At 68.4% G+C, this 26,511-nt stretch carries 22 protein-coding genes; 9 read left to right on the top strand and 13 right to left on the bottom strand.

Features of this window, described 5'->3' with window-relative positions:
* Window positions 1–30: 30 nt before the first annotated feature.
* The 3 genes from ACS5PN_RS12070 to ACS5PN_RS12060 all read right to left on the bottom strand — a co-directional run bounded on the left by ACS5PN_RS12070 (window position 31) and on the right by ACS5PN_RS12060 (window position 3,904).
* On the bottom strand, window positions 31–714 hold the full coding sequence (locus tag ACS5PN_RS12070) for a hypothetical protein (protein ID WP_439464198.1): 684 nt from the start codon (window positions 712–714) through the stop codon (window positions 31–33).
* A complete protein-coding gene (gene pyrE / locus ACS5PN_RS12065) occupies window positions 714–1,394 on the bottom strand; it encodes an orotate phosphoribosyltransferase (protein WP_439464197.1) in 681 nt (226 codons plus the stop codon). Before pyrE ends, ACS5PN_RS12070 begins: the two co-directional genes overlap by 1 nt.
* A 179-nt stretch (window positions 1,395–1,573) precedes the next feature.
* Window positions 1,574–3,904 carry a TonB-dependent receptor gene (locus ACS5PN_RS12060; RefSeq protein ID WP_439464196.1) on the bottom strand — a complete coding sequence of 777 codons (2,331 nt, stop codon included), beginning with the start codon at window positions 3,902–3,904 and terminating at the stop codon, window positions 1,574–1,576.
* A 184-nt stretch (window positions 3,905–4,088) separates the two neighbouring features.
* Between ACS5PN_RS12060 and ACS5PN_RS12055 the strand changes: the two genes are divergently transcribed.
* The 6 genes from ACS5PN_RS12055 to ACS5PN_RS12030 all read left to right on the top strand — a co-directional run bounded on the left by ACS5PN_RS12055 (window position 4,089) and on the right by ACS5PN_RS12030 (window position 9,536).
* Window positions 4,089–4,883 carry an exodeoxyribonuclease III gene (locus tag ACS5PN_RS12055; protein ID WP_439464195.1) on the top strand — a complete coding sequence of 265 codons (795 nt, stop codon included), beginning with the start codon at window positions 4,089–4,091 and terminating at the stop codon, window positions 4,881–4,883.
* A 189-nt stretch (window positions 4,884–5,072) separates the two neighbouring features.
* Window positions 5,073–5,453 (top strand): hypothetical protein, encoded by a 381-nt coding sequence (locus ACS5PN_RS12050; protein WP_439464194.1) that lies wholly within the window; start codon window positions 5,073–5,075, stop codon window positions 5,451–5,453.
* A gap of 35 nt (window positions 5,454–5,488) precedes the next feature.
* Window positions 5,489–6,322 (top strand): hypothetical protein, encoded by an 834-nt coding sequence (locus tag ACS5PN_RS12045; RefSeq protein WP_439464193.1) that lies wholly within the window; start codon window positions 5,489–5,491, stop codon window positions 6,320–6,322.
* Between the two features lie 135 nt (window positions 6,323–6,457).
* A complete protein-coding gene (locus ACS5PN_RS12040; protein ID WP_439464192.1) occupies window positions 6,458–7,030 on the top strand; it encodes a L,D-transpeptidase in 573 nt (190 codons plus the stop codon).
* A 38-nt stretch (window positions 7,031–7,068) separates the two neighbouring features.
* On the top strand, window positions 7,069–8,052 hold the full coding sequence (locus ACS5PN_RS12035; protein ID WP_439464191.1) for a glycosyltransferase family 2 protein: 984 nt from the start codon (window positions 7,069–7,071) through the stop codon (window positions 8,050–8,052).
* The gene (locus tag ACS5PN_RS12030) at window positions 8,049–9,536 is read left to right on the top strand and encodes a hypothetical protein (protein ID WP_439464190.1); all 1,488 of its coding nucleotides are present in this window, start codon (window positions 8,049–8,051) and stop codon (window positions 9,534–9,536) included. Before ACS5PN_RS12035 ends, ACS5PN_RS12030 begins: the two co-directional genes overlap by 4 nt.
* 1 nt (window position 9,537) lies before the next feature.
* Here ACS5PN_RS12030 and ACS5PN_RS12025 read toward each other — a convergent pair whose 3' ends face one another.
* Genes ACS5PN_RS12025 through ACS5PN_RS12015 form a run of 3 tightly spaced genes read right to left on the bottom strand, consistent with a single transcriptional unit; the run spans window position 9,538 to window position 13,380 of the window.
* On the bottom strand, window positions 9,538–11,253 hold the full coding sequence (locus ACS5PN_RS12025; RefSeq protein WP_439464189.1) for a hypothetical protein: 1,716 nt from the start codon (window positions 11,251–11,253) through the stop codon (window positions 9,538–9,540).
* 7 nt (window positions 11,254–11,260) lie between these two features.
* Window positions 11,261–12,295: an NAD-dependent epimerase/dehydratase family protein gene (locus ACS5PN_RS12020; protein ID WP_439464188.1), complete on the bottom strand. Its 1,035-nt coding sequence runs from the start codon at window positions 12,293–12,295 to the stop codon at window positions 11,261–11,263.
* On the bottom strand, window positions 12,292–13,380 hold the full coding sequence (locus tag ACS5PN_RS12015; RefSeq protein WP_439464187.1) for an N-acetylneuraminate synthase family protein: 1,089 nt from the start codon (window positions 13,378–13,380) through the stop codon (window positions 12,292–12,294). Before ACS5PN_RS12015 ends, ACS5PN_RS12020 begins: the two co-directional genes overlap by 4 nt.
* Before the next feature lie 31 nt (window positions 13,381–13,411).
* On the opposite strand from ACS5PN_RS12015, the gene ACS5PN_RS12010 reads away from it, so the two are divergent.
* Entirely contained in the window at window positions 13,412–14,416 is a 1,005-nt protein-coding gene (locus ACS5PN_RS12010) for a glycosyltransferase family 2 protein (RefSeq protein WP_439464186.1), read from the top strand.
* Between the two features lie 2 nt (window positions 14,417–14,418).
* On the opposite strand, the gene ACS5PN_RS12005 is transcribed toward ACS5PN_RS12010, so the two are convergent.
* The 7 genes from ACS5PN_RS12005 to rfbF are packed head-to-tail and all read right to left on the bottom strand — an operon-like array spanning window position 14,419 to window position 23,366.
* Window positions 14,419–16,383 (bottom strand): HAD family hydrolase, encoded by a 1,965-nt coding sequence (locus ACS5PN_RS12005; RefSeq protein ID WP_439464185.1) that lies wholly within the window; start codon window positions 16,381–16,383, stop codon window positions 14,419–14,421.
* Window positions 16,384–16,385: 2 nt separating this feature from the next.
* Complete coding sequence (locus ACS5PN_RS12000) at window positions 16,386–17,741, bottom strand: hypothetical protein (RefSeq protein ID WP_439464184.1); 1,356 nt, start codon at window positions 17,739–17,741, stop codon at window positions 16,386–16,388.
* A complete protein-coding gene (locus ACS5PN_RS11995; protein WP_439464183.1) occupies window positions 17,710–18,453 on the bottom strand; it encodes a TylF/MycF/NovP-related O-methyltransferase in 744 nt (247 codons plus the stop codon). Before ACS5PN_RS11995 ends, ACS5PN_RS12000 begins: the two co-directional genes overlap by 32 nt.
* Window positions 18,453–20,228, bottom strand: coding sequence for a thiamine pyrophosphate-binding protein (locus ACS5PN_RS11990; protein WP_439464182.1), 1,776 nt, complete (start codon window positions 20,226–20,228; stop codon window positions 18,453–18,455). Before ACS5PN_RS11990 ends, ACS5PN_RS11995 begins: the two co-directional genes overlap by 1 nt.
* Entirely contained in the window at window positions 20,225–21,544 is a 1,320-nt protein-coding gene (gene rfbH / locus ACS5PN_RS11985; protein WP_439464181.1) for a lipopolysaccharide biosynthesis protein RfbH, read from the bottom strand. Before rfbH ends, ACS5PN_RS11990 begins: the two co-directional genes overlap by 4 nt.
* Entirely contained in the window at window positions 21,541–22,590 is a 1,050-nt protein-coding gene (gene rfbG / locus ACS5PN_RS11980) for a CDP-glucose 4,6-dehydratase (RefSeq protein WP_439464180.1), read from the bottom strand. The genes rfbH and rfbG overlap by 4 nt, the downstream gene beginning before the upstream one ends.
* Window positions 22,587–23,366 carry a glucose-1-phosphate cytidylyltransferase gene (rfbF, locus tag ACS5PN_RS11975; protein WP_439464179.1) on the bottom strand — a complete coding sequence of 260 codons (780 nt, stop codon included), beginning with the start codon at window positions 23,364–23,366 and terminating at the stop codon, window positions 22,587–22,589. The genes rfbG and rfbF overlap by 4 nt, the downstream gene beginning before the upstream one ends.
* A gap of 132 nt (window positions 23,367–23,498) precedes the next feature.
* Here rfbF and ACS5PN_RS11970 point away from each other — a divergent pair, with 132 nt between their 5' ends.
* Together ACS5PN_RS11970 and ACS5PN_RS11965 are read left to right on the top strand one after the other, a co-directional pair.
* Window positions 23,499–25,079, top strand: coding sequence for a peptide MFS transporter (locus ACS5PN_RS11970; RefSeq protein ID WP_439464178.1), 1,581 nt, complete (start codon window positions 23,499–23,501; stop codon window positions 25,077–25,079).
* A 193-nt stretch (window positions 25,080–25,272) separates the two neighbouring features.
* Window positions 25,273–26,496 carry an efflux RND transporter periplasmic adaptor subunit gene (locus ACS5PN_RS11965; RefSeq protein WP_439464177.1) on the top strand — a complete coding sequence of 408 codons (1,224 nt, stop codon included), beginning with the start codon at window positions 25,273–25,275 and terminating at the stop codon, window positions 26,494–26,496.
* The last annotated feature ends 15 nt before the right edge of the window (window positions 26,497–26,511 follow it).

The raw sequence follows: 26,511 nt of genomic DNA, 5'->3' as shown, positions 1-26,511 counted from the left end.
GTCGGCCTCAGGGTTTCTCTGAGGCCGAATTCAGCGCTTGGGCGTCGGCGGCGGTGTTGTCGGGGGCAACTCGCCCAGGGGCGGCAGCGTGCCCGGCGGGGTGCCGGCCCAGAGCTTCTTCAGCCGGGCCAGTTCGGCGTCGAAACTCTTGTTGACGCGCACGAGTTCGGACTTCTGGTTCTCGATGAGCACTTCCTGGGCCTCGATGCTGGCATCGTTGGCGTCCAGGGACTGCTTGAGCTTGGCCGGCAGCGTCTTGCCCTTGTAGAACTCGGCCTCATCCAGCAGGGGCTTGCGCTCGACGTTCAGGTCCTTGATGCGGCGCTCGGAGCTGCGCATGGCCTTGGTGGCATCGTCCAACGCCGCATTGCGCGCACGCTGGTGAGCGGCCTCGTTGGGGTAGCGCAGCATCAGCGTGCGGTCGCGGCGGATGGCGTCCAGCTGCGCAAGGCGCTCAGCGGCGGCGCGGCGATCGGCCGCTTCCTTGTTGGCGCGATCCTCGGGGCTGAGAAAGGGCGGCAGCGTCGAACGCTGCGAGCCGTCGGGGTTCAGCACCCGCTGCTCGCGCGCCGTGCATTCGGGAATCGGGCGGTCGCCCGTCAGCTTGCGGCCATCGGCCGTCGTGCAGGTGTAGATGCCCCGGGTGGGCGCGGCATCCTGTGCCAGCGCGGTGCTGGCGACGAACAGTCCGGCAACGACGGGCAGGATACGCATCAGACCCCGTAACGCTCTCGGTAGGCCAGAACGGCCGGGCGATGGGCGGCCAGTTCCGGCGCACCCTCCAGAAAGGCCAGCAGGTCGGCAAGACCCGCCACGGCGACGACCGGCAGGCCGTAGCGCTGCTGCACTTGCTGCACGGCCGATTGTGGACTGTCGACACCGCCCTCGGCGGCTTTCTCCTGGCGGTCCAGCGCGATGCTGACGCCGCAGGGCGTGGCGCCGGCGGCTTCGATCATCTGGATGGACTCCCGCACCGAGGTGCCGGCGGAAATGACGTCGTCGATGATGAGGACGCGGCCCTGGACCGGGGCGCCGACCAGGGTGCCACCTTCGCCGTGATCCTTGGCTTCCTTGCGGTTGTAGGCAAAGGGCACATTGCGGCCGCGGCGCGCCAGCTCCATCGAGACGGCGGCGGCCAGCGTGATGCCCTTGTAGGCGGGGCCGAAGATCATGTCGAAGGCCAGGCCCGACGCGATCAGGCGCTCGGCATAGAAGCCGGCCAGACGGCCGAGCTTGGCGCCGTCATCGAAGAGGCCGGCGTTGAAGAAGTAGGGGCTGAGGCGTCCAGCCTTTGTCTTGAATTCCCCGAAACGCAGCACGCCAGCCTCCACGGCGAAGGCGACGAAGGACTGGGCGAGGGGATCAGCGACAGACGGGGTAGGCGCGGCGGACATGTGACAAAGATTCTAGGGGTCAAAAAAACAGGCCCGACCCCTAGAAGGGGGGCCGGGCCATGCGTGGTTTTCACCAAGTCGCGGGCCAGGCCCGCTTGTCGTCTTGCGGGTCACCAACCCGCTGAGTCAGGTGAGGACAGAGCAGCCCAGGAGTACCTGGGCAGGTCTGTCCCGCACTGTCAGAAGCTGGCCTTGAACTGAACGCCGTAGCTGCGGGGCTCGTTGACGATGCCGGTCAGGTTGTCGAAGTCGATGGCGGCGACCGTCTGGCGGTGGTTGGTGATGTTGCGCGAATAGGCAGCGACTTCGTACTTGCCATTGGCCCAGGCGTAGCCGGCGCGCAGGCCGCCTTCCAGGGCCGCCTTGGCGCGGTACTCGACGGCCTCATACAGGAACATGTTGTATTTGTCCTTGTAGGCCCAGTCGGTCAGCACGCTCAGCTCGCCGTTGCCCAGCTCGACGCTGTACTTGAGCGTCCAGTTCCAGGTGACCTTGGGTGCGCGCGGCAGGGGGTTGCCGTTGATGCTGACGGTGCCCGCCAGCGGGCCGGCCGGATCCAGCACCGTGCAACCCGTGTTGGCTTCCAGGAACTGGAAGTTGGCATTGCCGCAGGGCTGCACGAAGAGGTTGGGGTCCTTGATCTTGGTGTCGTTGTACGAGAAGCCCAGCGTCGTGCGCCAGTCGCGCGCGATGATGGCCTGGGCATCCAGCTCGAAGCCCTGGCCCTCGGCCTTGGCGGCGTTGACGAGGCGGTTCTGGTTGGTCGAACCCGAGCCGGCGGTCAGCTGCATGTCCTTGACGCGGTACTTGAACACCGTGCCGCTGATGCGGGCGGTGTTGTCCAGCAGGTCGGCCTTGAAGCCGGCCTCGACGGACAGCACCTTCTCGGAGTTGGCGACCGAGATCGAGTCGCCGAACAGCACGCGGCCCTGGATGGACGGTGCGCGGTAGCCGGTGGCGACGCGCGCGAACACGCTGGTGGACTTGTCGAGGTTGTAGTTGGCGCCGAAGTCCCAGCTCCAGTTCGTCGACTTGGGGTGGGTGTAGAAGGGGCCGATGATGTCGACGTTGTTGGCCTTGCCCGGCGTCCAGGTGCGCACGGCGTCAAAGTCCTTCTTGTCGTCGGTGTAGCGCAGGCCGGCCGTGATCTTGAAGTCCGGCGTGATGGCGAACTTCACATTGCCGAAGGCCGCCCAGGACTTGGCTTCCTGGTGCTGCACGGCGTAGCCGTTCTGCGGGTCGCCGGCGGCAAAGCTGTCGAAGTTGAAGCTGTCCACCTGCAGCTTCTCGTTGAAGTAGTACAGGCCGGCGATCCACTGGAAGGGCGCGCTGGTGTTGGACTGCAGGCGGAATTCCTGCGTCGTCTGGCGCAGATAGGGGATGCCGTCGGCCGTCTGCGAGTCAAACGGGATGACCGAGGGGTAGGGCGTCGTCGAGCCCGAGGGGTAGTACTTCGGGCCGTCGGCGATGCCGCCGAAGCGGCTGCCGAAGCCGCCGTCCACGTCGCCGCGGCTGTAGAACTTGGCGCGGTCGTGGGCGGTGATGGAGTACAGCGACACGCCGTCGAAGTCCCAGCGCAGGCGCGCGCTGATCTCGCTGGACTTCAGCGTCTGCGAGTTGTAGCCGTCGGTGGGGTAGTAGCTGTCGTCGTAGCCGTCGACGAGGTCGTTGGTGCCGCGCTTCATGATGTTGGCGCGGAAGGTCGTCGCCGTGCCCTTGAAGTCACGGGCCTGGACCTTGAAAAGACCCTCGAAGCCACCGTTCTTGTACAGGGCCTGCAGACGCAGCGCCTTGTCGTTGTAGCCCTCGAGGTCGGCCGTGCCGCCGGCCGTCGCGGCAATGGGGTTGTGGACGCGGTCGTCCTGGCGTTGCACGATGCCGGCCACGCGCATGGACCAGTCGGGGCTGAGCGGCACGTTGACGGCCGTTTCCAGGTTGACGGAGTTCCAGCGGCCGTAGCCAATGTTGGCGTAGCCCTCGAACTTCTTGCCCGGCTTGGCCGAGTCGAACTTCATGACGCCGGCCGGCGAGTTGCGGCCGAACAGCGTGCCCTGCGGGCCGCGCAGCAGTTCCACCTGGGCCATGTCGAAGACCGGGAAGCCCTTCAGCGCGATGCTTTCCTGCACGACGTCGTCATAGACCAGGCCCACGGGCTGGGACGCGTTCATGTCGAAGTCGGTGTTGCCCAGGCCGCGCACGTAGAAGCGCGGGAAGGTACGGCCGTAGTCGGACTCGATGTTCAGGCTGGGCACCTTGCCGGACAGCGCGCGCACGTCCTGGCCGCTGGCGTTGTAGGTGTCCAGGTCCTCGGACTTGATGGCCGAGATGGACAGCGGCACTTCCTTCAGGTTCTCGGAGCGGCGGCTGCCGGTCACGATGACGGCCTCGAGCTGGCTGACGTCCTTCTTGGCTTCCGGCGTGGCGGCGGCTTGCGCCAGCGCGGCCTGCATCGGGAAGGCCGTGCCCAGCGCGAGCGCGAGCAGGGTCAATGAAAGGCGGGGGTTCGGCATGAGAAATCCTCGGGTTGACGGGGGGAAGGGCATGCGGGGGCGAAAAAATGGGCGCTCGTAACGCCTCTGATTCCTACGGGATCGTAAAGATCACGTGACCGTTTGATGATGAAAGCCTGCGGCTTGTGTTGTGCGTTTGCTGCACTGCGATACTTCTTCAGGTCAAACCCTCCCCCCAGTTCCCATGCGATTCATCACCGCCAATCTCAACGGCGTGCGTTCCGCCGCCAGCAAGGGCTTCTTCGAGTGGCTGGACCAGCAGCAGGCCGACGCCGTCGGCGTGCAGGAGATCAAGGCGCAGGCCGACGTGGTGGAGGCCAAGTTCCGCCACTGCGACAAGCTCGCGGGTCATTTCCACTACGCCGAGAAGAAGGGCTACTCGGGCGTCGGCCTCTATACGAAAGAGGAGCCCAGCGACCTCATCACGGGTCTTGGCATCACCGAGTTCGACAGCGAGGGCCGCTGGGTCGAGAAGCGCTTCGACAAGCCCGGCCGCAAGCTCAGCCTCATCAGCGTCTACTTCCCCAGCGGCACCAGCGGCGAGGAGCGCCAAGCGGTCAAGTACCGCTTCCTGGCCGCCATGCGCCCGCACCTGATGGCGCTGAAGGCCGAGCGCGAATTCATCCTGGTGGCCGACGTCAACATCGCCCACAAGGAAATCGACCTGAAGAACTGGCGTGGCAACCAGAAGAACAGCGGCTTCCTGCCCGAGGAGCGTGCCTGGCTGACCACCCTGTTCGACGCCGGCGCTGAAGGGGGCGGCCTGGTCGATGTGTTCCGCACGCTGAACGACAAGGCTGAGCAATACACCTGGTGGAGCGCCCGCGGTGCAGCGCGCGCCAACAACGTCGGGTGGCGGCTGGACTATCACCTGGCAACACCCGGCATCGCGGCGCTGGCCAAGGCCGAGGCCATCTACACGGGGCAGATGTTCAGCGACCATGCGCCGCTGACCATCGACTACGACTTCAAGCTCTGAGCGGGGCGGTTACACGGCGTGACCGGGCGCTACGGACCGGGGATGCCTCCTACGTGAGATGACGCTCGGGGCCGACGCCCGGAGCGAAGTCGCGGTCATAGAGTGGGTTCAGCCGCGGTGGAAATGCCCGGCACCCCCGCCGGTCGGCATTGCTAGTCGGCCACCGCACTGACTGAAAAGGAGCTTCCCATGTCCACCCTCAAGACCGTCACCAGCGCATTGACCGCCGTCGTTCTCGTCAGCGGCATCGGCCTGGCTGTTGCGCAGACCGAAGATCAGAAGCAGCCCACCGATCCGGTGGCCGCATCGACCGCCGCTCCCCTGAGCGAACAGACCCCGGCCGATCCGAACGCAGCGCCGGCCGATGTCAACGCCATGCCGACTGACAGCACCGCTGCCGTCCAGCAGCCCGCCCCCGCCGACGACCCGGCCAAGGTGACGCCGCCGGTCGACAGTACCGCTGCGACGCCGACCACCACGACGACCGACACGACGACCACCACGACGACGACGCCGAGCCCGTCCTACGACCAGCCGGCCACGCCCGCCCCCCGCGCTGACCGTCACTGATCGGCCGTTGCCAGGCGCTGCCTCCGTCACCTGCCATGCATTTCGGAGCACGCGCCGAACTCGCCGCCGACACCCGGCGGCGTGACATCCTCATCGGCCTCGCCCAGGGCAGCGTCATCGCTGCCCTGGCCTTGGCCGTCTTCTTCACCTTCTTTGGCGGCAGCTTCAAGCGCAAGCCCGTGGTGGCGCCGGTCCATCGCGTAGCGGGGATCGCCAAAGCGCCCGTTGCCGCCCAGCCGCCCGCCGCGCCCATCGAGCGCCAGCTCGATTTCGGCAAGGTGCGCGCGCCGCTGGATGTGACGCGCGTTGCCGCCTGGGCGGTTCGCGAAGCCGACAACGGCAGCAGCGCCTTCGCCATCGTCGACAAGCGCCGCGCCCAGGTCTACGTCTTCGCGCCCGGCGGCCGCCTGCTCGGCACCAGCCCAGTGCTGCTCGGCTATGCGTCCGGGGACACCACGGTCGCCGGCATCGGCAACAAGAGCATCGAAGAGATCAAGCCGCAGGAGCGCACCACGCCCGCAGGCCGCTTCGTCTCGACACCCGGCCGCAATGCCGATGGCAAGGAAGTGGTCTGGGTGGACTACGACGCGGCTGTCTCCATGCACCGCGTCATCAACAGCAACCCCGCGGAGCGCCGCCTGGAGCGCCTGGCCACCCCGACAGCGGCCGACAACCGCATCAGCTGGGGCTGCATCAACGTTCCCGTCGAGTTCTTCGAGCGCACCGTACTTCCCAACCTGGGCCAGAGCCGTGCCGTCGTTTATGTTCTGCCGGAAAAGCAGCCGCTGATGGCCTTCTTCCCAGCCGCCGCGCCTCCGCAAATGCTGGCCCAGGCTGGGTCGCGGCGAGGTAACAGCGCCAAACCGTGAACTTCTCGACTGTTGGTTACAAGATCCCCTCCCTAGACTGCCCGCAAGGCAGGCGCGAAGGTTGCGCCGCCAAGTTCCTGGGGGCATCGAGTGGGCAGCAGTTGGGCGGTTCGGGCCAAGGCAGTCTTGTGTGGCATGGCCACGGTGTGGAGCGTCGTTGCGGCTGCTTCCCCGAGCGCGCAGGTCATCTCACGCCCTGTCGCCAGCGACGCGGGAGACAACCGCCCTTTTGCCATCGTCGACAAGCGCCAGGCGACGCTGTCCATCTACGCCGCTGACGGCAGCCTGGTCGGCCGCGCCCCCGTGCTGCTCGGCCTGACGCCCGGCGACCAGGAGCCCCAGAGTTCGCGCGGCAAGGAGCCGTCGGCCCTGAAGGTCAATGAGCGCGTGACGCCATCCGGCCGCTTCGAGGCCCAGCCTGGCCGCAACCTGAACGGCGAGCGCATCGTCTGGTTCGATTACGAGGCCAACCTCGCCATCCACCGCCTGCGTCCCGCACCGGCCAGCCAGCGCCGCTCTGAGCGGCTCGCTTCGGCCAAGCTGGAGGATCGCCGCATCACCCTGGGTTGCGTCGTCGTCGACCCGGCCTTCTTCGACCAGGTCGTGCTGCCGACGCTGGGGGCCGGCAAGAGCCTGGTCTACATCCTGCCGGAGCGTGAACCCGTTCTCGCTGCCGCCGCGGGCGCACCGCACGCCGCCGCCCCCTGAGTTCCGGAGCCTGCGGCCAGGCCCTAGGATGCGGCCGCATGACCCTGATCAGCATCGTCACCAGCTGCCTGAACGAGGCCGACAACGTCGTCGAGCTGCACCAGCGCATCAAGGCCCAGTTTGAAAACGGCGGCCCGGCGTCGGATTTCGAGTTCGAGCACATCTTCCTGGACAACGGCTCCACGGACGACACCGTCGCCCGGGTAAAGGCGATTGCCGCCGTCGATCCGCGCGTCAAGCTCATCGTCAACGCGCGCAATTTCGGCCATGTGCGCTCGCCGCTGCACGGCATGTACCAGGCCAGCGGCCAGGCCGTCATCTGCATGGCCTCCGACCTGCAGGATCCACCGGAGCTGATCGGCAAATTCGTCGAGCACTGGCGCGCCGGCGAGCTGATCGCACTGGGCGTCAAGCCGAGTTCGCGCGAAACCTGGGCCATGGCCGTGCTGCGGCGGTTCTACTACCGCGCGCTGGGCCGCATGGCCGACGTGCCGCTGATCGCCAACTTCACGGGTTTCGGCCTCTACGACCGCTCGGTGGTGGACATGATCCGCGAGCTGGGCGACCCCTATCCCTATTTCCGCGGCCTCATCGCCGAACTGGGCATCCACTACGCGACGGTGGAGTTCGAGCAACCCGCCCGCGTTCGCGGCATCACCAAGAACAACTTCTACACCCTCTACGACCTGGCCATGCTGGGGCTGACGAGTCATTCCAAGCTGCCGCTGCGCCTGGCCACGCTGGCTGGCTTCACGCTGAGCGCGCTCAGCCTGCTGGTGTCACTGGGCTATCTGCTGGCCAAGCTGCTGTTCTGGGACTACTTCGCCATCGGTACCGCGCCGGTCATCATCGGCCTGTTCTTCTTCGGTGCGGTGCAGCTCTTCTTCATCGGCCTGGTGGGCGAATACGTGGCCGCCATCCACACCCAGGTCAGCAAACGGCCGCTGGTGGTGGAGAAGGAGCGCGTGAACCTGCCGCCGGGCGACGCGCTGCCGCGGCATTCGGGCGGGCCGCGCGAATGACCGAGGCGCGCGCCGGCCGCGCCATCGGCTGGCTGTTCTGGGCCTATCTGGGCTGCGCGCTGCTGACCATGGCGGTGTCAGCACGGCTGTGGTGGCAGTCGCCGCTGCGATTGACCGCCTACGAATTCGACTTTTTCGTCGGCCTGTTCAGCGACGGCTATCGCGTCATCAGCGAGAGGGTGTTGCAGGGCCGGCTGCTGCATCTGCTGGCTTTTGCGCTGCTCGGCGCTCTCTATGCCGGCATCGTGCTTGGCTTGGCACGGCAACCTGAGGCCTGGTCCGTGCGGCGGATCGCCGCCAGTTGCGCGGCGCTGTCCGTGGTGTTTGCCTTCGGCATGCCCTGGGTCAGTCCCGACGTGTTCTTCTATATCGGCACCGGCTGGGTGGACGCGCACTACGGGCTGAACCCCTATCTGCACGCCATGGCCTCGGTGCCCGGCTATCTGAGCGAGCCGATGTTTGGCAACGTGCATCCGCCATTCATGCAGGGCACGACTTCGTACGGACCGGCTTTCCAGAAATTGGCGGCCGGCGTTGCGGCGTTGTCCGGCGGCAGCATCAAGCTGGCGCTGGCGTTGCACAAGACCCTCTATCTTGGCCTGCATGCGGCGGCCAGTGCCATGGTCTACCGCCTGGCGCCGCAGCCATGGCGCCGCGCCGCGCTGTTCGGCTATGCCGCCAATCCGCTGATCCTCTTCAGCGTGCTGACCTGCGCGCACAACGATCACCTGATGAACGTCTGCATCCTGGGTGCGCTGTGCCTGCTGCAGAGACGGCTGACGTTGGCCGCCGGCGCGGCCTTGGGTGCAGCCTTCAGCCTGAAGTACTTCCCGCTGGTCTTCCTGCCCATCTTCATGGCGATGGCGCTGCTGCAAGCTGCCGGGCCGCGGCTGCGCTGGGCCGACTGGCGCCGTGCGCTGTTGTTGGGCGCTGGTTTCGTGCTTGCCGTGCTGGCCCTGCAGCAGCTCTATCCGGCGTCCTCGGAGCGTGTGTCCCAAGTTGTCAGCACGGGCGTGGGCGTCTATCGCAACAGCATCTTCCATCTGATCGACGGGTTGACCCAGTACGTGCTGCCGCCCTTGCTCGATGTGCAGGCCGCGCTGATCTCGCCCGAGGACATCGGCGGCGTGCTTCGCCTGGCCTACATGGCCGCCTATGCGCTGCTGTGCTGGCGCTACTGGCCAAGGCTGAGGCGCGAACCCTTTGAGGCAGGCGTCGAGTTGTGCCTGATGGCCACGCTGCTGTATTTCGTGCTCGTCAACGCATCCAACCAGGAGTGGTATCTGACCTGGCTGATGGGCTTCGCCTTCATCCTGCCGCGCGGCGCAGCATCCACATTGGCGTTGCGGCTTTCGGTGCTGTTTCTGCCCCTGGTCATCTTCACGGTGAAGAACGACCGCACGATCGTGTTCGCGTCCAATCTGACGCTCTATCTGGTCGTGCTGGTTTGCGCCTGGCTCTATATCCGGCGCCAGCTGCGCTGAACTACCCGGGTCGACGTCGGTAGACTTCGATGAATTCGAAGCCGGGCACCCGCTCATAGCGCCGGTCCAGCCGTGCCATGAAGGCGGGCGGGAAGAAGGTGTAATCACCTTTCAGGAACACCATCAATTCGAAACGCCCATTCGACGCCTCGGCGAAGTAACCATCCTGGCGCGACACCGCAAAGGAGAATCCGGGCTGGAACCAGACGGGCTCACCCACTGGCGAGCCCTGCCTGAAGGCCGCGTAGGCCCACTGCATGCGCGGTCCGAAGAAGATGGCGCGCCGTGGCTGCCCTTCCAGCAACCGGGCCACATCGGCATAGGTCCCGTGCAGGCGCGGGCCGGCCGTCAGTCCCTTGAAGAAGCCGTCGGCAAAAGGCTCCGGCCTTGTGCTGTGCTCGAAGAAGGTGCGCGGTCCGATGCTGCTCACGCGCTGGCGGCTCAGCGCCACGCCTGCGCCCATGAAGATGCCCAGCACAGCTGTCGCCACGAGGTAGCGACCTGCCAGGCCGGGCCCATCAACGGGAGCCTGGGCATCCAGGCTCGGCGCAACACCGACGGCCAGCGCCCAGATCATCAGGCCGGCATGGATGATCACCATGTCCACCAGCTTGACCTCGCCCGACGTGACGAATGCGAGTGCACCGGTTGCGATCGTCACGGCGCCGATGAAGGCCAGGCGCGGGTCGCTGCCAGGCCGCAGCGTCCGGGGCACCAGTACCCCCAGGGGCAACAGAGCCAGGGCCAGGCCCGCGAGTGCGGTCACGACGACGAGGGCCGATGCGTTGACGAAACCCGCACCGATGACGACACCACGTTCAGCCACGCCGCGGTAACCCGCGACGAAGTCAGCCAGGCTCATGCCGTAGGCTCGCAGCAGGCCCTCCAGGCCCGCCAGCGCGATCAGGCCCGCCAGCACCGCCGGCCCGCGATGCGCGCGACTGATAAGGAAGAGCAGCGCCACCGGCAGCAGCATCACGCCGGCCACGTTGGGCTTGGCGCTGGCCAGCAAGGCGACCGAGCCGGCCCATGACACCCAGGCACGGCGCTGACCGGGGCGAAGCCAGGTCAGCGCGGAGGAGAGCGCAAAGATCACGCCGGCGGCCGAGGTGATGGGGTTGTACCACCAGGAACTCAGGGGCAGCATGGCCATGGCGATCAGGCTGGTGGCCAGCAGTGCGGCCATCCACGGCCGGCCCAGCAACGCCCGCCACAGCCACAGCACCCAGACCATGGAGGCCAGGGAGAACAGCGCAAACACGTCGACGAGTGACTGCCAGGACACGCCGCCGAGCTGGAACGCCCACAGGGTGCCGAGCAGGAAGCTGGGCGGCGTGGTGTTGGGGAAGTCGGCGGGAAAGCGCTGCCCCTGCAGCTGGCGCCAGCCGAAGTCCACCACCAGACTCATGTCGTAGCCGCCGAACTGGCGCATGCCGAGAACATGGATGGCCAGGCCCAGGCTCAGCAGCGTCGCGGTCACAACCGCTGCATAGGTGATGCCGGAGTTGCGGTTGGCGGGAGCCGGCAGTCGCAGCCCAAAGGCCAGCACGCACAGACCGGCGCCCGCCAAGGTTGCGGCCCAGATCGTCAGCGTCATGATCGCGTCGTCCGATGCGACCGCGCACAGCAGGCCCAGGCCCAAGGCGACCAGAAGCAGCGGCGCCGCGATGGCGCGCTGGGTGGCCGGCCAGATCAACCAGCGGGAGACAGAGCGCATGTCGACTTCATGCATGGAGGCGATGCCAATCGGCGGTGCGCTGTATGGCCAGCGGCAGCGCCGTCCAGTCGCGCAGGCCCAGGGAGCGGGCGCGCTCGATGTTGGGCAGGTAGTGACGGCGGGCGTCGTCCGGCTGCGGCGGCCCCAGGTGCACATCGCCCCCAGGGCAGAGCTGGTCACGCGCCAGCAGGGCCAGCTCGGCCACCGTCAGCGCTTGGTCGGATCCCACGTTCACGGCCACCGTCCGCGGCGCATTCACCAGCAGGTGAAGCAGCCACCAGGCCAGATCGGCGCCATACAGATAGCTGCGCACGGCCTGGCCGGCCGAATTGAGGCGCAGCGGACCGCCGGCCAGCGCGTCCCGGACGAAATTGCCGATGGCGAAATGGCCGTTCAGGTCCAGGCCCGGTCCCACGAAGGCGAAGCAGCGCGTCAGCACGGCGACGCTGCCCTGTCGCTGCGCATGCAGCGTGGCGAGCAGCTCCGACACACGCTTGGCCTCACCGTAGGCGCTGCTCGCTTGGGTGGGATCGCAGGCGCCGGGCGCGTCCTCCATCACACCGCCCGGCTCGGGCGGCATCGAGCCGTACTGCGCGCCCGATCCGGTCAGCAGCAGACGCTGCACGCCATGGTCGGCGGCGAAGTCCAGCGCCCGGCGCGTGCCGGCCAGTGCGTCGTCGAAGACCGCCTGGGCATCGACATGGGCGCCGGCATGGGTGTCGGTGGCGGCATGCAGCAACAGGTCGAAAGGCCCGTCGCCCGGCCAGGGTTGGCGCGCATCGCCCGCAAGCAGTTGGAGCCAGGGAAGGCCCGCGGCCCAGGGTTGCTCGGCCAGGAAGCGCTCCGGGTTGCGGCTCAGACCGACGACCTCGAAGCGCAAGCCGCGCCGGTGCAGGAAGTCCAGCAGGGCCAGCAGATTCTTGCCGAAGAAGCCGGTGGCGCCGCTCAGGAAAAGGCGCCGACCTGCCAGCGCGTCCAGATCGGGCGCCAGCGGCTCGATGCGGCCGAAGTCCTCGGCCAAAAAGGCCGCCAGGTCGCTCACAGACCGCGGTTGTAGATCAGCTGGCGCAGTGCGGGTGTGCTGGAGTAAGGGCTTTCGAGGTCGTCGATCATCAAAGCGGCATCCGCCTTGAGCTCGCGCGCAGCGCGCTGGCCGTTCATGACCTCGCGGCAGGACAGCTGACCCTTCTGCAGCGGGATGGCCAGGTAGAAGTCGCGGTCCACGCTGTTGTGGTGGAACTCGTAGCCAGCGGGCAGGTCGCGCTTCAGGTAGACGCCGCGCACGAGCTGGTCGAGGTATTCGATTTCGCGCTTGCTGGGAATGCGCTTGGTGTCGCCGCTGGCGCCACACATCTCGCGGGCCTTGTGGAAGGCCTTGAACCAGGCGTCGACCTGATGCGGCTGTGAGCAGTAGGGCGACACGGCAATGCCGTCGGCCTCGATGTCGATGTGGCGCTCCCAGGTGCGCGCGCCCTTCGCATAGGACATCAGCATCGAGTCGCGCCAGTCGCTGTATTCGTGCGTCGAGAAGCCGATGACAAGATCCGGGTAGCGGGCGCGCAGGTAGTCGATCTGGTTGAGCTCCAGCTCGCCGTCCTCCGAGGGATAGAGCGACACGCAATGGTTCAGCGACAGCGGGATGTGGCGGTTGGCGAAGAAGGTGACGAGGTCGTCGATGTCCTTCTCGGACGAGCCACCGGTGGACACGATGACGGGTTTGCGGGTCTTGGCGATGCGGTCGAGCAGGAACCAGTCGTTCAGGTCCGAGCTGGCGACCTTGATGATGGGCAGGTCGAACTCCTCGCAGAGGTCCACGGAGGCCTCGTCGAAAGCCGTCGCCATCGGGATGCAGCCCTGGTCGCGGATGGCGTTGATCAGCGTCGCGTACTCATGCTTCTCCAGCTTGGTGGCCTCGGTCTTCTTGATGTAGCGCAGGTCTTCACGGCCCTTGAAGCTGGGCGAGATGAAGTGATCCACGTCGCGGAACTGCAGCTTGATCGCCGCGCGGACGTTGTTGAAGCGCACGACCTGGGCGAAGGCATTGATGATGGCCAGCCCGCGGTCGACGCGGCCCCAATGGTTGTTGGCCAGTTCGAGAACGAACAGATCGTTGAAGATGCGCTGCATGGAGGTCGCTTTCAGGTTCTAGGATGCCGGCATGACCGCACCGTTGCTGACGATCGCCATCCCGACCTTTGATCGTAACGAGGTCCTGGCACAGACCGTGGCTGCGCTGCTGCCGCAACTCGGGCCAGATGTGAGCTTGGTCATACGAGACAACGCTTCGCCGCGGCCGGTGGCCCAGACGCTGGCCGAGCTGGTCGCGGGCGCCGACGTGCGCATCGTGCGCAATCCCTGGAACATCGGCGGCAACGCCAACATTCTGCGCTGCCTTGAGACCTGCGAGACCGAGTGGCTGTGGATCCTGGGCGACGACGACCTGCCCGATGCCGATGCCGTCGCGCGCGTGCTGGGAGATGTGCGCGCCGCCCACGCCGACCTCGTCGGCGTGAACTACCGCAGCGAGTTGTACGACCGCCGCCTGGACCTGGAGCTGCGCGGCGGCGACGACTTCCTGGCGCGCATGGATTCCCTGTCCAACGTGCTCTTCCTGTCGGCCAGCGTGCTGCGCGCGCCGGCGCTGCAGCGGCATCTGCGCCTCGCCTATGCCTATGCCTACAGCAACATGCCGCATGTGCTGGCCCTGCTGCTGGCGTTGGGGGGGCAGGGGCGCGTACGGCTGTCGACGCAACACATCGCCACCTGGTGCGAGGCCGACGCAGGCAGCTCCTGGTCGGTCGTGAATGCGTCGCTGGCCTTTCCCACCGTGCTGGACCTGCCGCTGCCGCAACGCCAGCGCCGGCTGTTGGCCCGCAAGGTGGAGGCCGACGTGCACCCCGAACTGTTGGGGCTGGCGCGGCAACTGCTGGCGCTGGCCTGCGCGGACGGCGACGCCGCGGCGGCGCGCTGGGCATGGCGCCAGATGCGCCTGCGCCGCTTTGGCGGCGGGCCGCTGTCGGCGCGGCGGCTGCTGGCCTGGCTGCTGGGCTGGCTGTTCGTGGCGCCGCCGCTGGCGCGGCCGGTGGTCGAGGCAGTGGCGCGTGCGGTGCTGGGCGACAGGTCCTCGCGCAACGCGCTGCAGGACCGCACGCAGCGGATCTGAGTTCAGACGCCGGCGGCCCGTCTCGCCCACGCCTGCAGGCGCCGGCCCAGGCCTGGAAAGGCGATGAGCAGCGCCTCCAGCCCGAGAAACGCCAGCCCGCCGGCGCGTCCCGCCGTCATGGCCACATAGCCGCCGCGCCAGGGTGACGCCAGGCCGGCCAGCCAGCGCCGCGGCGAGCGCCAGGGGGAAGGGCGTTCGGCGGCCACCAGTGTCGGCGCCCAGTCCGCAGCATGGCTTTCGGTGTGCACGAGGCCGGCCAGCAGCTCGACCTCGGCAGGTCGGGGCAGCCAGGCCAGCCGCAGCAGGCGCCGCTGCGCCCGTCGGCGCAGGCGTGCAGCCGGTACCGGGACTTCGGTGAGCGCGGCAGCGCGCGCGACGTGGTCGAGCAGGCCGCGGCGGATGGCCTCGGCCCGGGCTTGCGCCTCGAGCTCGGCCCGGCGTGCCGCGCTGTGGCTGTCCAGGCGCGGCTGCACCCGGCCTTCGCCATCGCGTTCATAGCCCAGCACCGTGCCATGTGGAGCCCGGCAGAGGGGTTCCAGCAGCAGCGCGGCCTGCCAGGGGGCTGACTCCGCCAGGCTGCGGCGGCGGTTACCGTCGCCCAGCAGACCCGTCGCATGTGAGCCTTCGCCGCCCCACAGGCCCAGATAGCAGCCGGCCAGGGGCCGGAAGCCCGGCGACGCGGCAAACGCCCGGTTCAGGGCCTGCTGGATGCTGGCGCGCCAGCCGATGTCCACCAGCAGTGTTGCCTCGTCCGCCCCGAGCCGCTCCTGGCTCAGATAGTCGGCCAGCAGGGCCGTCTGCGTGGCGGCGGCCTCCGCGACGGCGGCCTGGAAGGCCGGGTCCCCGATGTCGTCCGGTACGGCCAGCGACTGCAGGTCGTGGAAGGCCAGTACCCTGTCCAGCAGCGCGCCAGGCGCGCGGATCTGCAGTTGCTGCGCCAGCGCTGCCTTGTCGATGCGCTGCGCGGCAGCCAGCGCCGTCGCGCGGCGCGACAGGTAGACATAGTCGAGCGCGGGTTGCGGCCCGCTCGGTCGCGCGCCCAGCCAGCGGCGCATCACCTCGCGCAGCAGGTCGCCGTCACGTGCGACAAAGGCCAGCCGGCTCCAGCCGCGGTGCCGCAGCTCGCGAGTCAGCAGGCGGGCGAATGCGGCGAAGACCGGGCCGAGGGTGTCGTGTCCGAAGCGGTACGCCGCATTCGTGCCGGCCTCGGCGACGGGCTGCGGCGCCGCAGCCGGCTTGCAGTGCAGGGCGGCCATGCCGCAGCCGCGCGGCGACCACACGTCGGCCGTCATGCGGTCGCCCACATGCAGTGCCTGCTGCGCCGGCACGCCCTCGGCCGACAGCACTTGTCGGAACAGCTCGCCGTGGAACTTGTCGGCCGCGTGCTCGCAGGACGCGTAAATGCGGTCGACCTCAGGCATGCCGTGGGCCTGCAACAGCGCCTGCAGCTCCGCGGCGCCGAGATAGCTGTCGGACACGGCGACGATGCGGATGCCGCGCGACCGCGCCGCCTCCAGCAGCGCGCGCATCTCCGCATGCGGCCAGGTCAGGCGGCGGTGCAGGGCCAGCTCGAAGGCGATCAGCTCGCCGGCCAAGGCCTCGGCGCTGGCGGGCAGACCAGCTGCGGCGAACACCGCCGCATACACCTCGCGGCGCGGCACCTCCGGCCGCCCGCCGGCCGTGGCGCGAAGACGCTCGCGGTGACTGGCCAAGGCCGCGTACCCATGCGCTGCCGAGCCACCGGCCACGCCCTCGCGCCGCAGCAGGCGCGGGATCTCTTCGCAGACGGCCAGCAGCACGGTGGCGTCCAGCTCCGGGTCCTGGAACAGCAGCGTGTCGAAGATGTCGACGCACAGCAGCCGCACCCCTTCCAGGGCCTGCAGGCGTTGCGACCACCTCGGGCGGGGCTGCAGAGCGAGTGCGCCGCGCAGCAGCCGCCAGGCCGTGAGGCTGCGTCCGATGTGCATCGTCAGGCGGCGCGACCGCGCTGCTGGCGCTTGCGCAGCCACAGGGCCCAAGGGAGCCCGAGCCCGCCGCACAAGCCCAGATACGCGACGCACAGGCCCATGATGCCGTCGACGTGCGCTCCCAGCGCCAAGGCCGGCAGCACCAGCGCACCACCGACCAGCGTGGGCACGAAGAAAGGCTCCCCGCCGCAGGCTCGCAAGGCAGTGGCGATGGCGGCCACCACGGCCGACGCCACCGTGGCGAGCAGCAGCAGCGCAAACCAGCCGGGAGCGGGCAGGCGTTCGGCCCAGGCCGGCGCGGCCTGCAGCAGCCACAGCCCCACGACCGCCAGCAGGCCGCCCCCGAGGGCAGCGGCTGCAGTCACACGCAGCACGCGTGCGAGCAGGGTGTCGAAGTCCGACCAGCGACGCCCGGCGGAGAGCCGCGCGAACTCGGGCATGCGTGCGGAGGCCCAGGCGGTGGCGACCATCAACAACCCGTTGGTGCAGAAGAAAGCCAGTCCCAGCCGGCCCGCGGCCTGCGGGCCCAGCAGGGCGTAGGCCACGGGCACCAGGCTCTGCTGGCTCAGATAGCCGGCCGTCCAGGAGCAGGCGAGCCGCCACTGCATGGGCCAAAGCGTGCGCTGATGGCGACGGTGGGCCGCGCTGCGGCCCGCGGCCAGCAATGGCGCGGCGGCCTGCAGGCTCCAGGTGATGCCGATGGCGCCGCGCAGTCCCCACATCCAGGCGAGCGACCAGAGACCATGCCCCGAGGCCGCCGCCAACGCCGCGGCGGCGTAGGCCAGCGCATCTTGGCCGGCCCGCAGCCTGGCCACGCGCGCCACCTGCCCCAGCCCTTCCAGCGCGACCGGCACCGCGTTGCCCAGTTGGCTCAACGCGAGACCAGCCAGCGTCGCAAGCGTCACCAGGCGCCACTGCGGCAACGCGTCGATCTCGGATCGCTGGCCCAGCAGCCACAGCGAGGCCGGCATGATGAGCACCAGGGCCAGCAGCGCACTGAACAGGCCCCAACCCATGGCATAGCGGGCCAGCCAGCCAACGCGGCGCAGGGCGGCGGGCGAACCCTGCAAGCGGCCGCCCCGCCATTCGACCTGGCGCATCGAGCGGCCCAAAAAAGCCACCAGCAGCGTGGAACTGCCAGCATCCAGCAGCACCTGCGCGGCCAGCAGGCTGCAGAGGGTGAAGAACAGTCCCGCCTCGACGGGCGACAGGGTCAGCGTCGCCAGCAGAGCCAGCAGGCCGGCGCCCACCACCTGCGTGGCGCGATGCAGCAGGTAGTAGCGCTCCGCGGCGAGCGGATGGTGCAGACCGACGGCGGCCGGCAGGTCAGCGGGTCTTGATGGTGACGGCGTGGCCATTCAGGTTGTAGACCGTGAGCCGGTCCGGCAGGCCTTGCTGTTCGTCCACGAAACGCGTCACGCCGGCCGTCGGCGCAATGCCGTAGTCGTCATAGACGATGGCGCCGCCCACGGACAGGCGCGGCCAGATCCAGTCCGCAACGTCCTTGGCCGACTGGTAGACATCCACGTCGATGTGGCACAGGCGGAACTTCGTGTTCTCGAGGCCCGCCGCCGTCTCGTCGGGAAAGATGCCGCGCAGGATACGGGTGTTGTCCACCTGCATGCGGGCCAGCAACTCGCGCACCACGCCTTCCGACGTATCGGCATGCTCGCCACCGACGTAGACCGGGTCGGCCGTGCCTGCCTTGACGACGCCGCTGAAGGTGTCGCACAGGTAGAGCGGCGCATCGATGCCCGCCAGCCGCGCGCGCCGGCCGATGAGGGCGCCCGTACCGCCGCGCCAGACCCCGACCTCGATGAGGGCGCCGGGCACGTGGCGCAATTCACCGACCAGCGACCACAGCTCGTAGCAGCGATACAGGTCCACCAGGGTGTGGCCCTCAATGCCTTTCATCGCAGCCTGGAAGTCCGCATCGGCGTTCCACGGCGAATACGTCGCGCCCGGCAGGATGGGGCCATGCAGCGCACCGTTGCGGTTGCGCAGGGTCAGCTGGTAGCCCAGCCGGTCCAGCAGCGCGAGGATGGGCTCTCGGATCAGGCGCGGCAGCACTACGCGTCACCCGTGGCTTGCAGCGCGCCGAGGCGAACCTGGGCCAACTCGTCGGCCGGCAGAAAGGGGTGCATGTCGTCCAGCTCCGGTGTCAGGAACTTGCCGTGTTCGTCGACGCGCGACTTCAGCTTGGGGCTGAAGCCCTGGGTCGGGTCGACGTGGATCTGCACCAGCAGCGGACCTGTGCCGCCAATCAACGCCGGCAGGCGCGCCAGATCTTCGGGCTTGGCAATGTCCACAGCCTCGATGCCATAGGCCCGAGCCAGCGCGACATAGTCCGGGCAATCCACGCCCGAGGCGCGGTCGGCGCCGATGACGCGGCCGAAGAAGTTCTCGTGGCTGAGGCGGATGGACAGATAGCCGTCGTTGGCCATGACGACGACGACGAGATTGCGTTGCTGCGTCTTCAGCGTCTGCAGCTCCTGCACATTCATCTGCAGGCTGCCGTCGCCGGCCAGGCAGACGACGCGACGGGCCGGTGCGGCCGTCGATGCGCCCAGGGCAGCCGGCAGGTCATGCCCCATGGAGGCGGCACCGGAGTTGCTGAACAGGCGCTGGCCGCGCTTCAGTCGGCTGATCTGGAAGGGCAGGATGCAGGCCGAGGCATTGCCGCTGGCGACGATGCCGTTGTCAGGCAGGGCTTCGAACAGGGCGGCGACGGCGCGGTAGGGATTGATGACGCCCGGCGCGCTGGTGTTGCCGGCTTCCAGCGCCGGGTAGCGGGCGGCGATGTCGCGGCACCAGGCGGCCCAGGGCGCGAAGCCGGGTGCCTGGATGCCGGCGCGCAGGGCCTGGATGAAGGCCTTGGCGTCGGCGATGACAGTCAGCGTCGGCTTGACCAGCGGCTTGTCGAACTCGGCCGGGTCGATGTCGACCTGCACCACGCGGGCACTCTTGGCGAAGCTGCCCCAGTTGTAGCTGACCTGGCGGATGTTGAGCCGCGAGCCGATGACGATGACGAGGTCGGCGGCCTGCAGGCAGATATTGCCGGCGCGCGTGCCGATGGTGCCGGGGCGGCCGGCGAACAGCGGGTGGTCGCTCTCGATGAGGTCATGCGTCCAGGCCGTCGTCAGCGGAATGCCGCTGGCTTCGACCAGGTCCCGCAGCTCGTCCACGGCGCCTGCCAGGCGCACGCCGGTGCCGCCAAGGATCAGCGGGCGCTTGGCGTCGCGCAGCCATTGCAGAACGGTGCTGACATCCGGCGTGGCCGGCACGGGTGCCGCGGCCGGCTCGATGAAATCAAAGGCTTCCGTGGATGATTGCAGGTCGATGGGGATGTCCAGCCACACCGGCCCTGGCCGGCCATGGGTGGCGAGCGCAATGGCCTCGGGCAAGGCGCGCCCCAGCTCCTCCAGCGAGCCAATCGCCCAGGCCTTCTTGACGATGGGGCCGACCATGTCGGTGATGGGCACTTCCTGGTCGCCGAGCTGGCGCAGGCCCGGCACGGGCGTGTGCGCCAGCGCCGTCACGCGCTTGACCTGGCCGGACAGCACGATCATCGGGATGGAATCGGTGAAGGCGCCGAACACGCCGTTCAGCGCGTTCAGGCCGCCGGGGCCGGTCGTCACGTTGACGATGGCGGGCCGGCCGTCGATGCGGGCATAGCCTTCTGCCGCCATCGCGCAGGCCTGCTCGTGGTGCATAAAGCTGCACTGGAGGTTGGCGTGGGTGGCCAGTGCCTGGTTCAGGAACATCGCGCCGCCGCCGGTGACGGCGAAGACCTGCGACAGGCCTTTCGAGGCGAGATACGCGGCGACGCGCTCGGCCGCGTTCACAGGCCGCCCCCCACGAAGCCAGCAATCTCGTCGGCGGCGTAGTCCAGCTGTTCATCGGACAGACCCGGGTAGAGACCGATCCAGAAGGTGTCGTTCATGACGATGTCGGTGTTGGTCAGCGGGCCGGCGACGCGGTAGTTGCGGCCCTGCATATAGGGCTGGCGCGTCAGGTTGCCGGCGAACAGCAGGCGCGTGCCGATGCGCTTGCTGTCCAGGTGGGTCAGCAGGTCGACGCGGCGCAGATTGGCTTCGGGCTTGAGGGTGATGGGGAAGCCGAACCAGGACGGGTCGCTGTTTGGTGTGGCCTTGGGCAGCAGCAGGAATTCCTGAGCGCCCTGCAGCCGCTCGTGCAGGCGCGCGAAGTTGCGCTTGCGCGCGGCGATGAAGCCGTCGAGCCGGTCCAGCTGCGCGAGGGCGCAGGCGGCCTGCATGTCAGTGATCTTCAGGTTGTAGCCCAGGTGGCTGTAGGTGTACTTGTGGTCATAGCCCTCGGGCAGTTGGCCCAGCTTCCAGCAGTAGCGCTTGCCGCAGGTGTTGTCCTTGCCGGGTGCGCACCAGCAGTCGCGGCCCCAGTCGCGCAGGGACTCGGCAGCGCGGCGCAGGTCGTCGTTGTTGGTGAAGACGGCACCGCCTTCGCCCATGGTGATGTGATGGGCCGGGTAGAAGCTCAGTGTGCCGATGTCGCCGAAGCTGCCCACGAGCCGGCCGTTGTAGGTCGAGCCCAGCGCGTCGCAGCAGTCCTCCACCAGCCACAGGCCGTGCTGCTTGCACAGCCGGGTGATGGCCTCGAGGTTGTAGGGGTTGCCCAGCGTGTGGGCCAGCATGATGGCCTTGGTGCGCGGCGTGATGGCGGCTTCCAGCTGGGCCACATCGACGTTGTAGGTCGGCAGGTGCACGTCCACCAGCACCGGCACGGCGCCGCATTGCAGGATGGGGTTGACCGTGGTCGGGAAGCCCGCGGCGACGCCGATGACCTCATCGCCCGGCTGGATGGCGCGCGCGCCCAGCAACGGTGAGGTCAGGGCCGAGAAGGCCAGCAGATTGGCCGACGAGCCGGAGTTGGTCGTCAGCACATGCTTCATGCCCAGGCGCTCGCCCAGGCGCGCCTCGAAGGCGGCATTGAAGCGGCCGGTGGTCAACCAGGCGTCCAGCGAGGCCTCGACCATCAGCTTCATCTCCGGTGCGCCGACCACCTTGCCGGACGGCGGAACGACGGTTTCGCCAGGCTTGAAGCCACCCGGCGCAGGCGCCGCCGCGGCGTACTGCTCGACGAGCTGCAGGATCTGCTGGCGCAGCTTGATTTGGTCGGGGTTCATGGAAGCGATGAGTAGGAGTCGATCTGCTGCAGCGTCAGCGCCTGCAGGTCCTGGCCACTGCGGTGGGCCTGGTGCCATTGCCAGGTGAGGCGCAGGGCCTCGGACAGCGTGAGGCGCCCTTGCCAGCCGAGTTGCTGGGCGGCCTTGCTGGAGTCCAGCAGCAGCACGCTGGCTTCGTGAACGCCGCTGCCGTCGCCCAGCGTGAGTTCGGGCAGGGCTGCGCCGTCGGCACGGGCATGGGCCAGCAGCAGGCCGGCCACGTTGCGCACGGGCTGGCCGTGCAGGTCGGCGGGGCCGAAGTTCCACGCGCCGCCAAACTGCGCGGGGTCTTCCAGCAGGCCTTCGGCCAGCTGCAGATAGCCCGCCAGCGGCTCCAGCACATGCTGCCAGGGCCGCACGGCGTCGGGGTGGCGCAGGTGCAGAGGCGCGCCGGCGTCGATGGCGCGCAGCAGGTCGGGCACGAGGCGGTCGGTGCTGATGTCGCCGCCGCCGATGACATTGCCGGCGCGCGCCGTGGCCAGCGGCAGCTCGTAGGAGGCCGCATAGCTGGCCGCGACGATCTCGGCGCCGGCCTTGCTGGCGCTGTAGGGGTCGTGGCCGCCGAGGGCATCGGTTTCGCGGCAGGGCGGGCCGAGGTCGCGATAGCACTTGTCGGTGGTGACGACGACGGTGGCGCGCACGCCGCCGTACTGGCGCACGGCATCCAGCAGGTTGGCCGTGCCCATCACATTGGTGGCGAAAGTGCCCAGCGGGTCGGCATAGGACGCTCGCACCAGCGGCTGGGCCGCGAGGTGGAAGACCACCTCGGGCTGGGCCGTGATGAGGGCGTCCAGCAGCGTGGGCGCGTCGCGCACATCGGCGATCCAGTCGGCCTGCAGCACCTGGCGCACGCCGGCCAGGTCATGGAAGCCGCCGGGCTCCGGCGCCAGCGCATAGCCGCTGACCTGGGCGCCCAGGCGCTTCAGCCACAGCGCCAGCCAGCCGCCCTTGAAGCCGGTGTGGCCGGTGACGAAGACACGCCGGCCGGCCCAGGTGCTGGCGTTCACCACAGCTTCCACGGCGCCCGGCCTTCGGCCCAGAGGCGCTCCAGATGGTTGCGGTCGCGCACGTTGTCCATGGGCTGCCAGAAGCCGGGGTGCTCGTAGACGCCGAGCTGGCCGCGCTCGGCCAGCGTCTCAAGCGGCCGGGCCTCCCAGGCGTCGGCATCGGCCTCGATCAAGTCCAGCACCTCGGGCTTGAGCACGAAGAAGCCGGCATTGACGCCGGCGCTCTCGCTCTGCGGCTTCTCGCGGAAGCGCCGCACCAGGCCGGTGTCGGGGTCGACGTCCAGAGCGCCGAAGCGGGCCGGCGGGATGGCGGTGGTGATGGTGGCCGCCACGCCGCGGGCGCGGTGCTGGGCGATGGCTGCGGTCACGTCCACGTCGGCGACGCCGTCGCCATAGGTGAAGCAGAAGTCGGTCTCGTCCTTCAGATAGGCCGCCACCCGCTTCAACCGGCCGCCGGTGCCGCTTTCGTGGCCGGTATCGACCAGCGTCACGCGCCAGGGCTCGGCGTGGCGTTCGTGCACTTCCATTCGGTTGTGGGCCAGGTCGAAGGTGACGTCCGAGCTGTGCAGGAAGTAGTTGGCGAAGTACTCCTTGATGACATAGCCCTTGTAGCCGCAGCAGACGATGAAGTCCTGGATGCCGTGGGCGGCATAGATCTTCATGATGTGCCACAGGATGGGCTGGCCGCCGATCTCGATCATGGGCTTGGGCCGCAGATGGGTTTCCTCGGCGATGCGAGTGCCCAGTCCCCCGGCAAGGATCACGGCTTTGGTCATCGAACGAGTTTAGGTCGACCCAGGGCAATCCCTGGGCCGCCCGTCCGTGGAAAACGTCCTGCTGGCGGGACAATTCCAGCCTTCCGCGGCGAGCTACCGCCCGCCTCCCCGGTTTCACCTGGAACGATTGACGTGACTACCACTTCCCCCGTGGCCGCCTCGGCCACGCCCGGCCGAGCGGCGACCCCGCAAGCCGGTGCAGCCATCCTCGGCCAGCCCAACCAGCTGTTCGTGCTGTTCTTCACCGAGATGTGGGAGCGCTTCTCCTACTACGGCATGCGCGGCCTGCTGGTGCTGTTCCTCGTCACCGAGGTCGCCAAGGGCGGCTGGGGCTGGAGCCGCGCCGAGGCGACGTCGCTGTACGGCTGGTACACGGGCATGGCCTATCTGCTGCCGGTGCTGGGCGGCTATCTGGCCGACCGCTACCTCGGCACGCGCCGTGCGGTGCTGTTCGGCGGCTTCGTCATCGCGGCGGGCCACATCTCGATGTTCCTGAACACGGTGCCGAGCTTCTACGCCGGCCTCGGGCTGGTCGTGCTGGGCACGGGCCTGTTCAAGCCCAATGTGTCGGCCATCGTCGGCCAGCTCTACGGCCCCAAGGAAGACAACGCCCGCGATGGCGGCTACACGCTGTTCTACATGGGCGTGAACGCCGGCGCCTTTTTCGGCATCCTGCTGTGCGGCTACATCGGCGAGAAGGTGTCCTGGCACCTGGGCTTCGGTCTCGCGGGCCTGTTCATGATCCTGGGTGCGCTGCAGTTCTATTTCAGCCAGCACATCTTCGGCGACATCGGCGGCCCACCCAAGGCCGAAGACCGCGCCAAGGTCGCCGCCGCCGCCGCGGCCGAGGAAGCGCCGGCCCATGTCGTGGCCGACCGGCTGAAGGCCATCTTCGTCTTCTCCTTCTTCACGATCTTCTTCTGGTTCGCCTTCGAGCAGGCCGGTGGTTCCATGACCATCTTCGCGGCTGACTACACCGACCGCACCCTGGTCGGCACCAGTGGATTCGTCTTCAAGGTCGTCAATTCGTTGATGACCGTGCTGCCCGCGCTGATCCTGACCTGGCTGCTGTGGAAGCTCAACCGCAGCACCGGCAGCCGCTATCTGCTGGCCAACGGCATGCTGGCGCTGGCCTTTGCCGTCATCTGGGGCCTCGTCATCTGGATGCTGGCGCGCGAATTCGCACTGGAGCAGTCCGAAGTGCCGGCCAGCTGGTTCGGCGTGCTGAACTCCTTCTTCCTCGTCATCCTGGCGCCGATGTTCTCCAAGATGTGGGAGCGGCACTGGAACCCGGCCGGCCCGGTGAAGTTCGGCGTCGGCCTGGTGCTGCTGGGCCTGGGGTTTGCCGCGCTGTCCTATGGCTCGGCCGGCATCCCGACGGGCGCCAAGACGGCCCAGGTCAGCATGGTCTTCCTGTGCCTGGCCTACCTTTTCCACACCATGGGCGAGCTCTGCCTGTCGCCCGTGGGCCTGAGCTACATCTCCAAGCTGGCGCCGGCGCGCCTGCTGGGCCTGATGTTCGGCGTCTGGTTCCTGAACACCGCCATCGCCAACAAGCTGGCCGGCGTGACCGGTTCCTACATCGATGAGATCTCCAACCACTACTCGATGTCGGTCTTCTTCCTGATCTTCACGGCCATCCCGATCGGCGCCGGCGTCGTCCTGATGCTGCTGACCCCGTGGATGAAGAAGAAGATGCACGGCGTCCACTAAGAGGCCGACTGCGCGGGGTCATGAAACCCGTGCGTTACCGCCAAAGCCGCCCGGCCCCGCGCCCGGCGGCTTTTTTGTTCACAGTTCTGCGCTGTTGACAAGGAATGTCAGCAGCCTGGTCGGGCTTTAGGTTTTGGGGTAACAGCGATGGGGCGATGTGCTTACAGTCGCCGGCTTGCATTTGGAGCCCCCCATGTCCAAGAAGAATCTGGCGCTGACCCTGTCTCCCGTCCTCATCGCCCTGTTGGCCGCCTGCGGCCAGAAGCCGGATGGCGCCGGCGGCCATGGGGGCCCTGGCGGCCCGCCGCCCGTGTCGGTGGCCCCCGCCACCCAGCGCGAGGTGCAGGAATTCGACGAGTTCACCGCCCGCCTGGAGGCGCCGGACACCGTCGAGGTGCGCTCCCGCGTCGCCGGCACCGTCGAGGCCGTGCGCTTCAAGGAAGGCCAGGTCGTCAAGAAGGGCGAGCCGCTGTTCACCATCGACGCCCGCGCCTTCAAGGCCGACGTGGCCCGCGTGGAAGCCCAGATCGCCGCCGCCAGGACCCAGGCCGAGCTCGCCAAGGCCGACCTGGCCCGCTCTGAGAAGCTGATCAGCATCAATGCCGTCAGCCAGCAGGAGATCGACCAGCTGCGTTCGGCCCTGCGCTCGGCCGAGGCCAACCAGAAGGCCGCCGAGGCCGCCCTGGTGCAGTCCAAGCTCAATGTCGAGTACGCCAGCATCACGGCCCCCGTCAGCGGCCGCACCTCGCGCGCCAACGTGACGCCGGGCAACCTCGTCGGTGTCGGCGACCCCGTGCTGACGACCGTCGTCTCCAGCGACAAGGTCTATGCCTATTTCGACGCCAGCGAGGCGACCTATCTGAAATACATGCGCGCCGCCCGTGACGGCAGCCGCCCCTCGTCGCGCGACACGCCCAATGCGGTGCAGATGGGCCTGTCCAACGAGCAGGGCTACCCGCACACCGGCAAGATGGACTTCGTCGACAACCGCCTGAACCCGGCCACCGCCTCCATCCGCGGCCGCGCCGTCTTCGACAACAAGGGCGGCCTGTTCACGCCGGGCCTGTTCGCCCGCATCAAGCTGATCGGCAGCGGCAGCTACAACGCCGTCGTCGTGCCCGACCGCGCCATCTCGACCGACCAGACCCGCAAGGTCGTCCTCATCATCGGCCCCAACAACATCGTCCAGCCCCGCCCGGTCACGCCGGGTGCCTTGATCGACGGCATGCGCGTCGTTGAAGGCGTCAAGGCCGGCGAGATGGTCATCGTCGACGGCCTGCTGCGCGCCTTCCCCGGCGCGCCTGTCACGCCGCAGGTGCTGAAGGTCGACGACAAGGGCATGCCCATCCCGGCACCGCCGCAGGGCCCGCCGGGCGCTGCCCCGGCTCCCGCTCCGGCCTCCGCCGCCTCGAAGTAATCAGAAGGCGGTAGC

The sequence above is a fragment of the Roseateles sp. NT4 genome (genome assembly GCF_051857475.1).
Classification (GTDB): Bacteria; Pseudomonadota; Gammaproteobacteria; order Burkholderiales; family Burkholderiaceae_C; genus Pelomonas.
The sequence above is the reverse complement of the archived record's forward strand: the minus strand, read 5'-3'. Positions and strand labels throughout refer to the sequence as shown.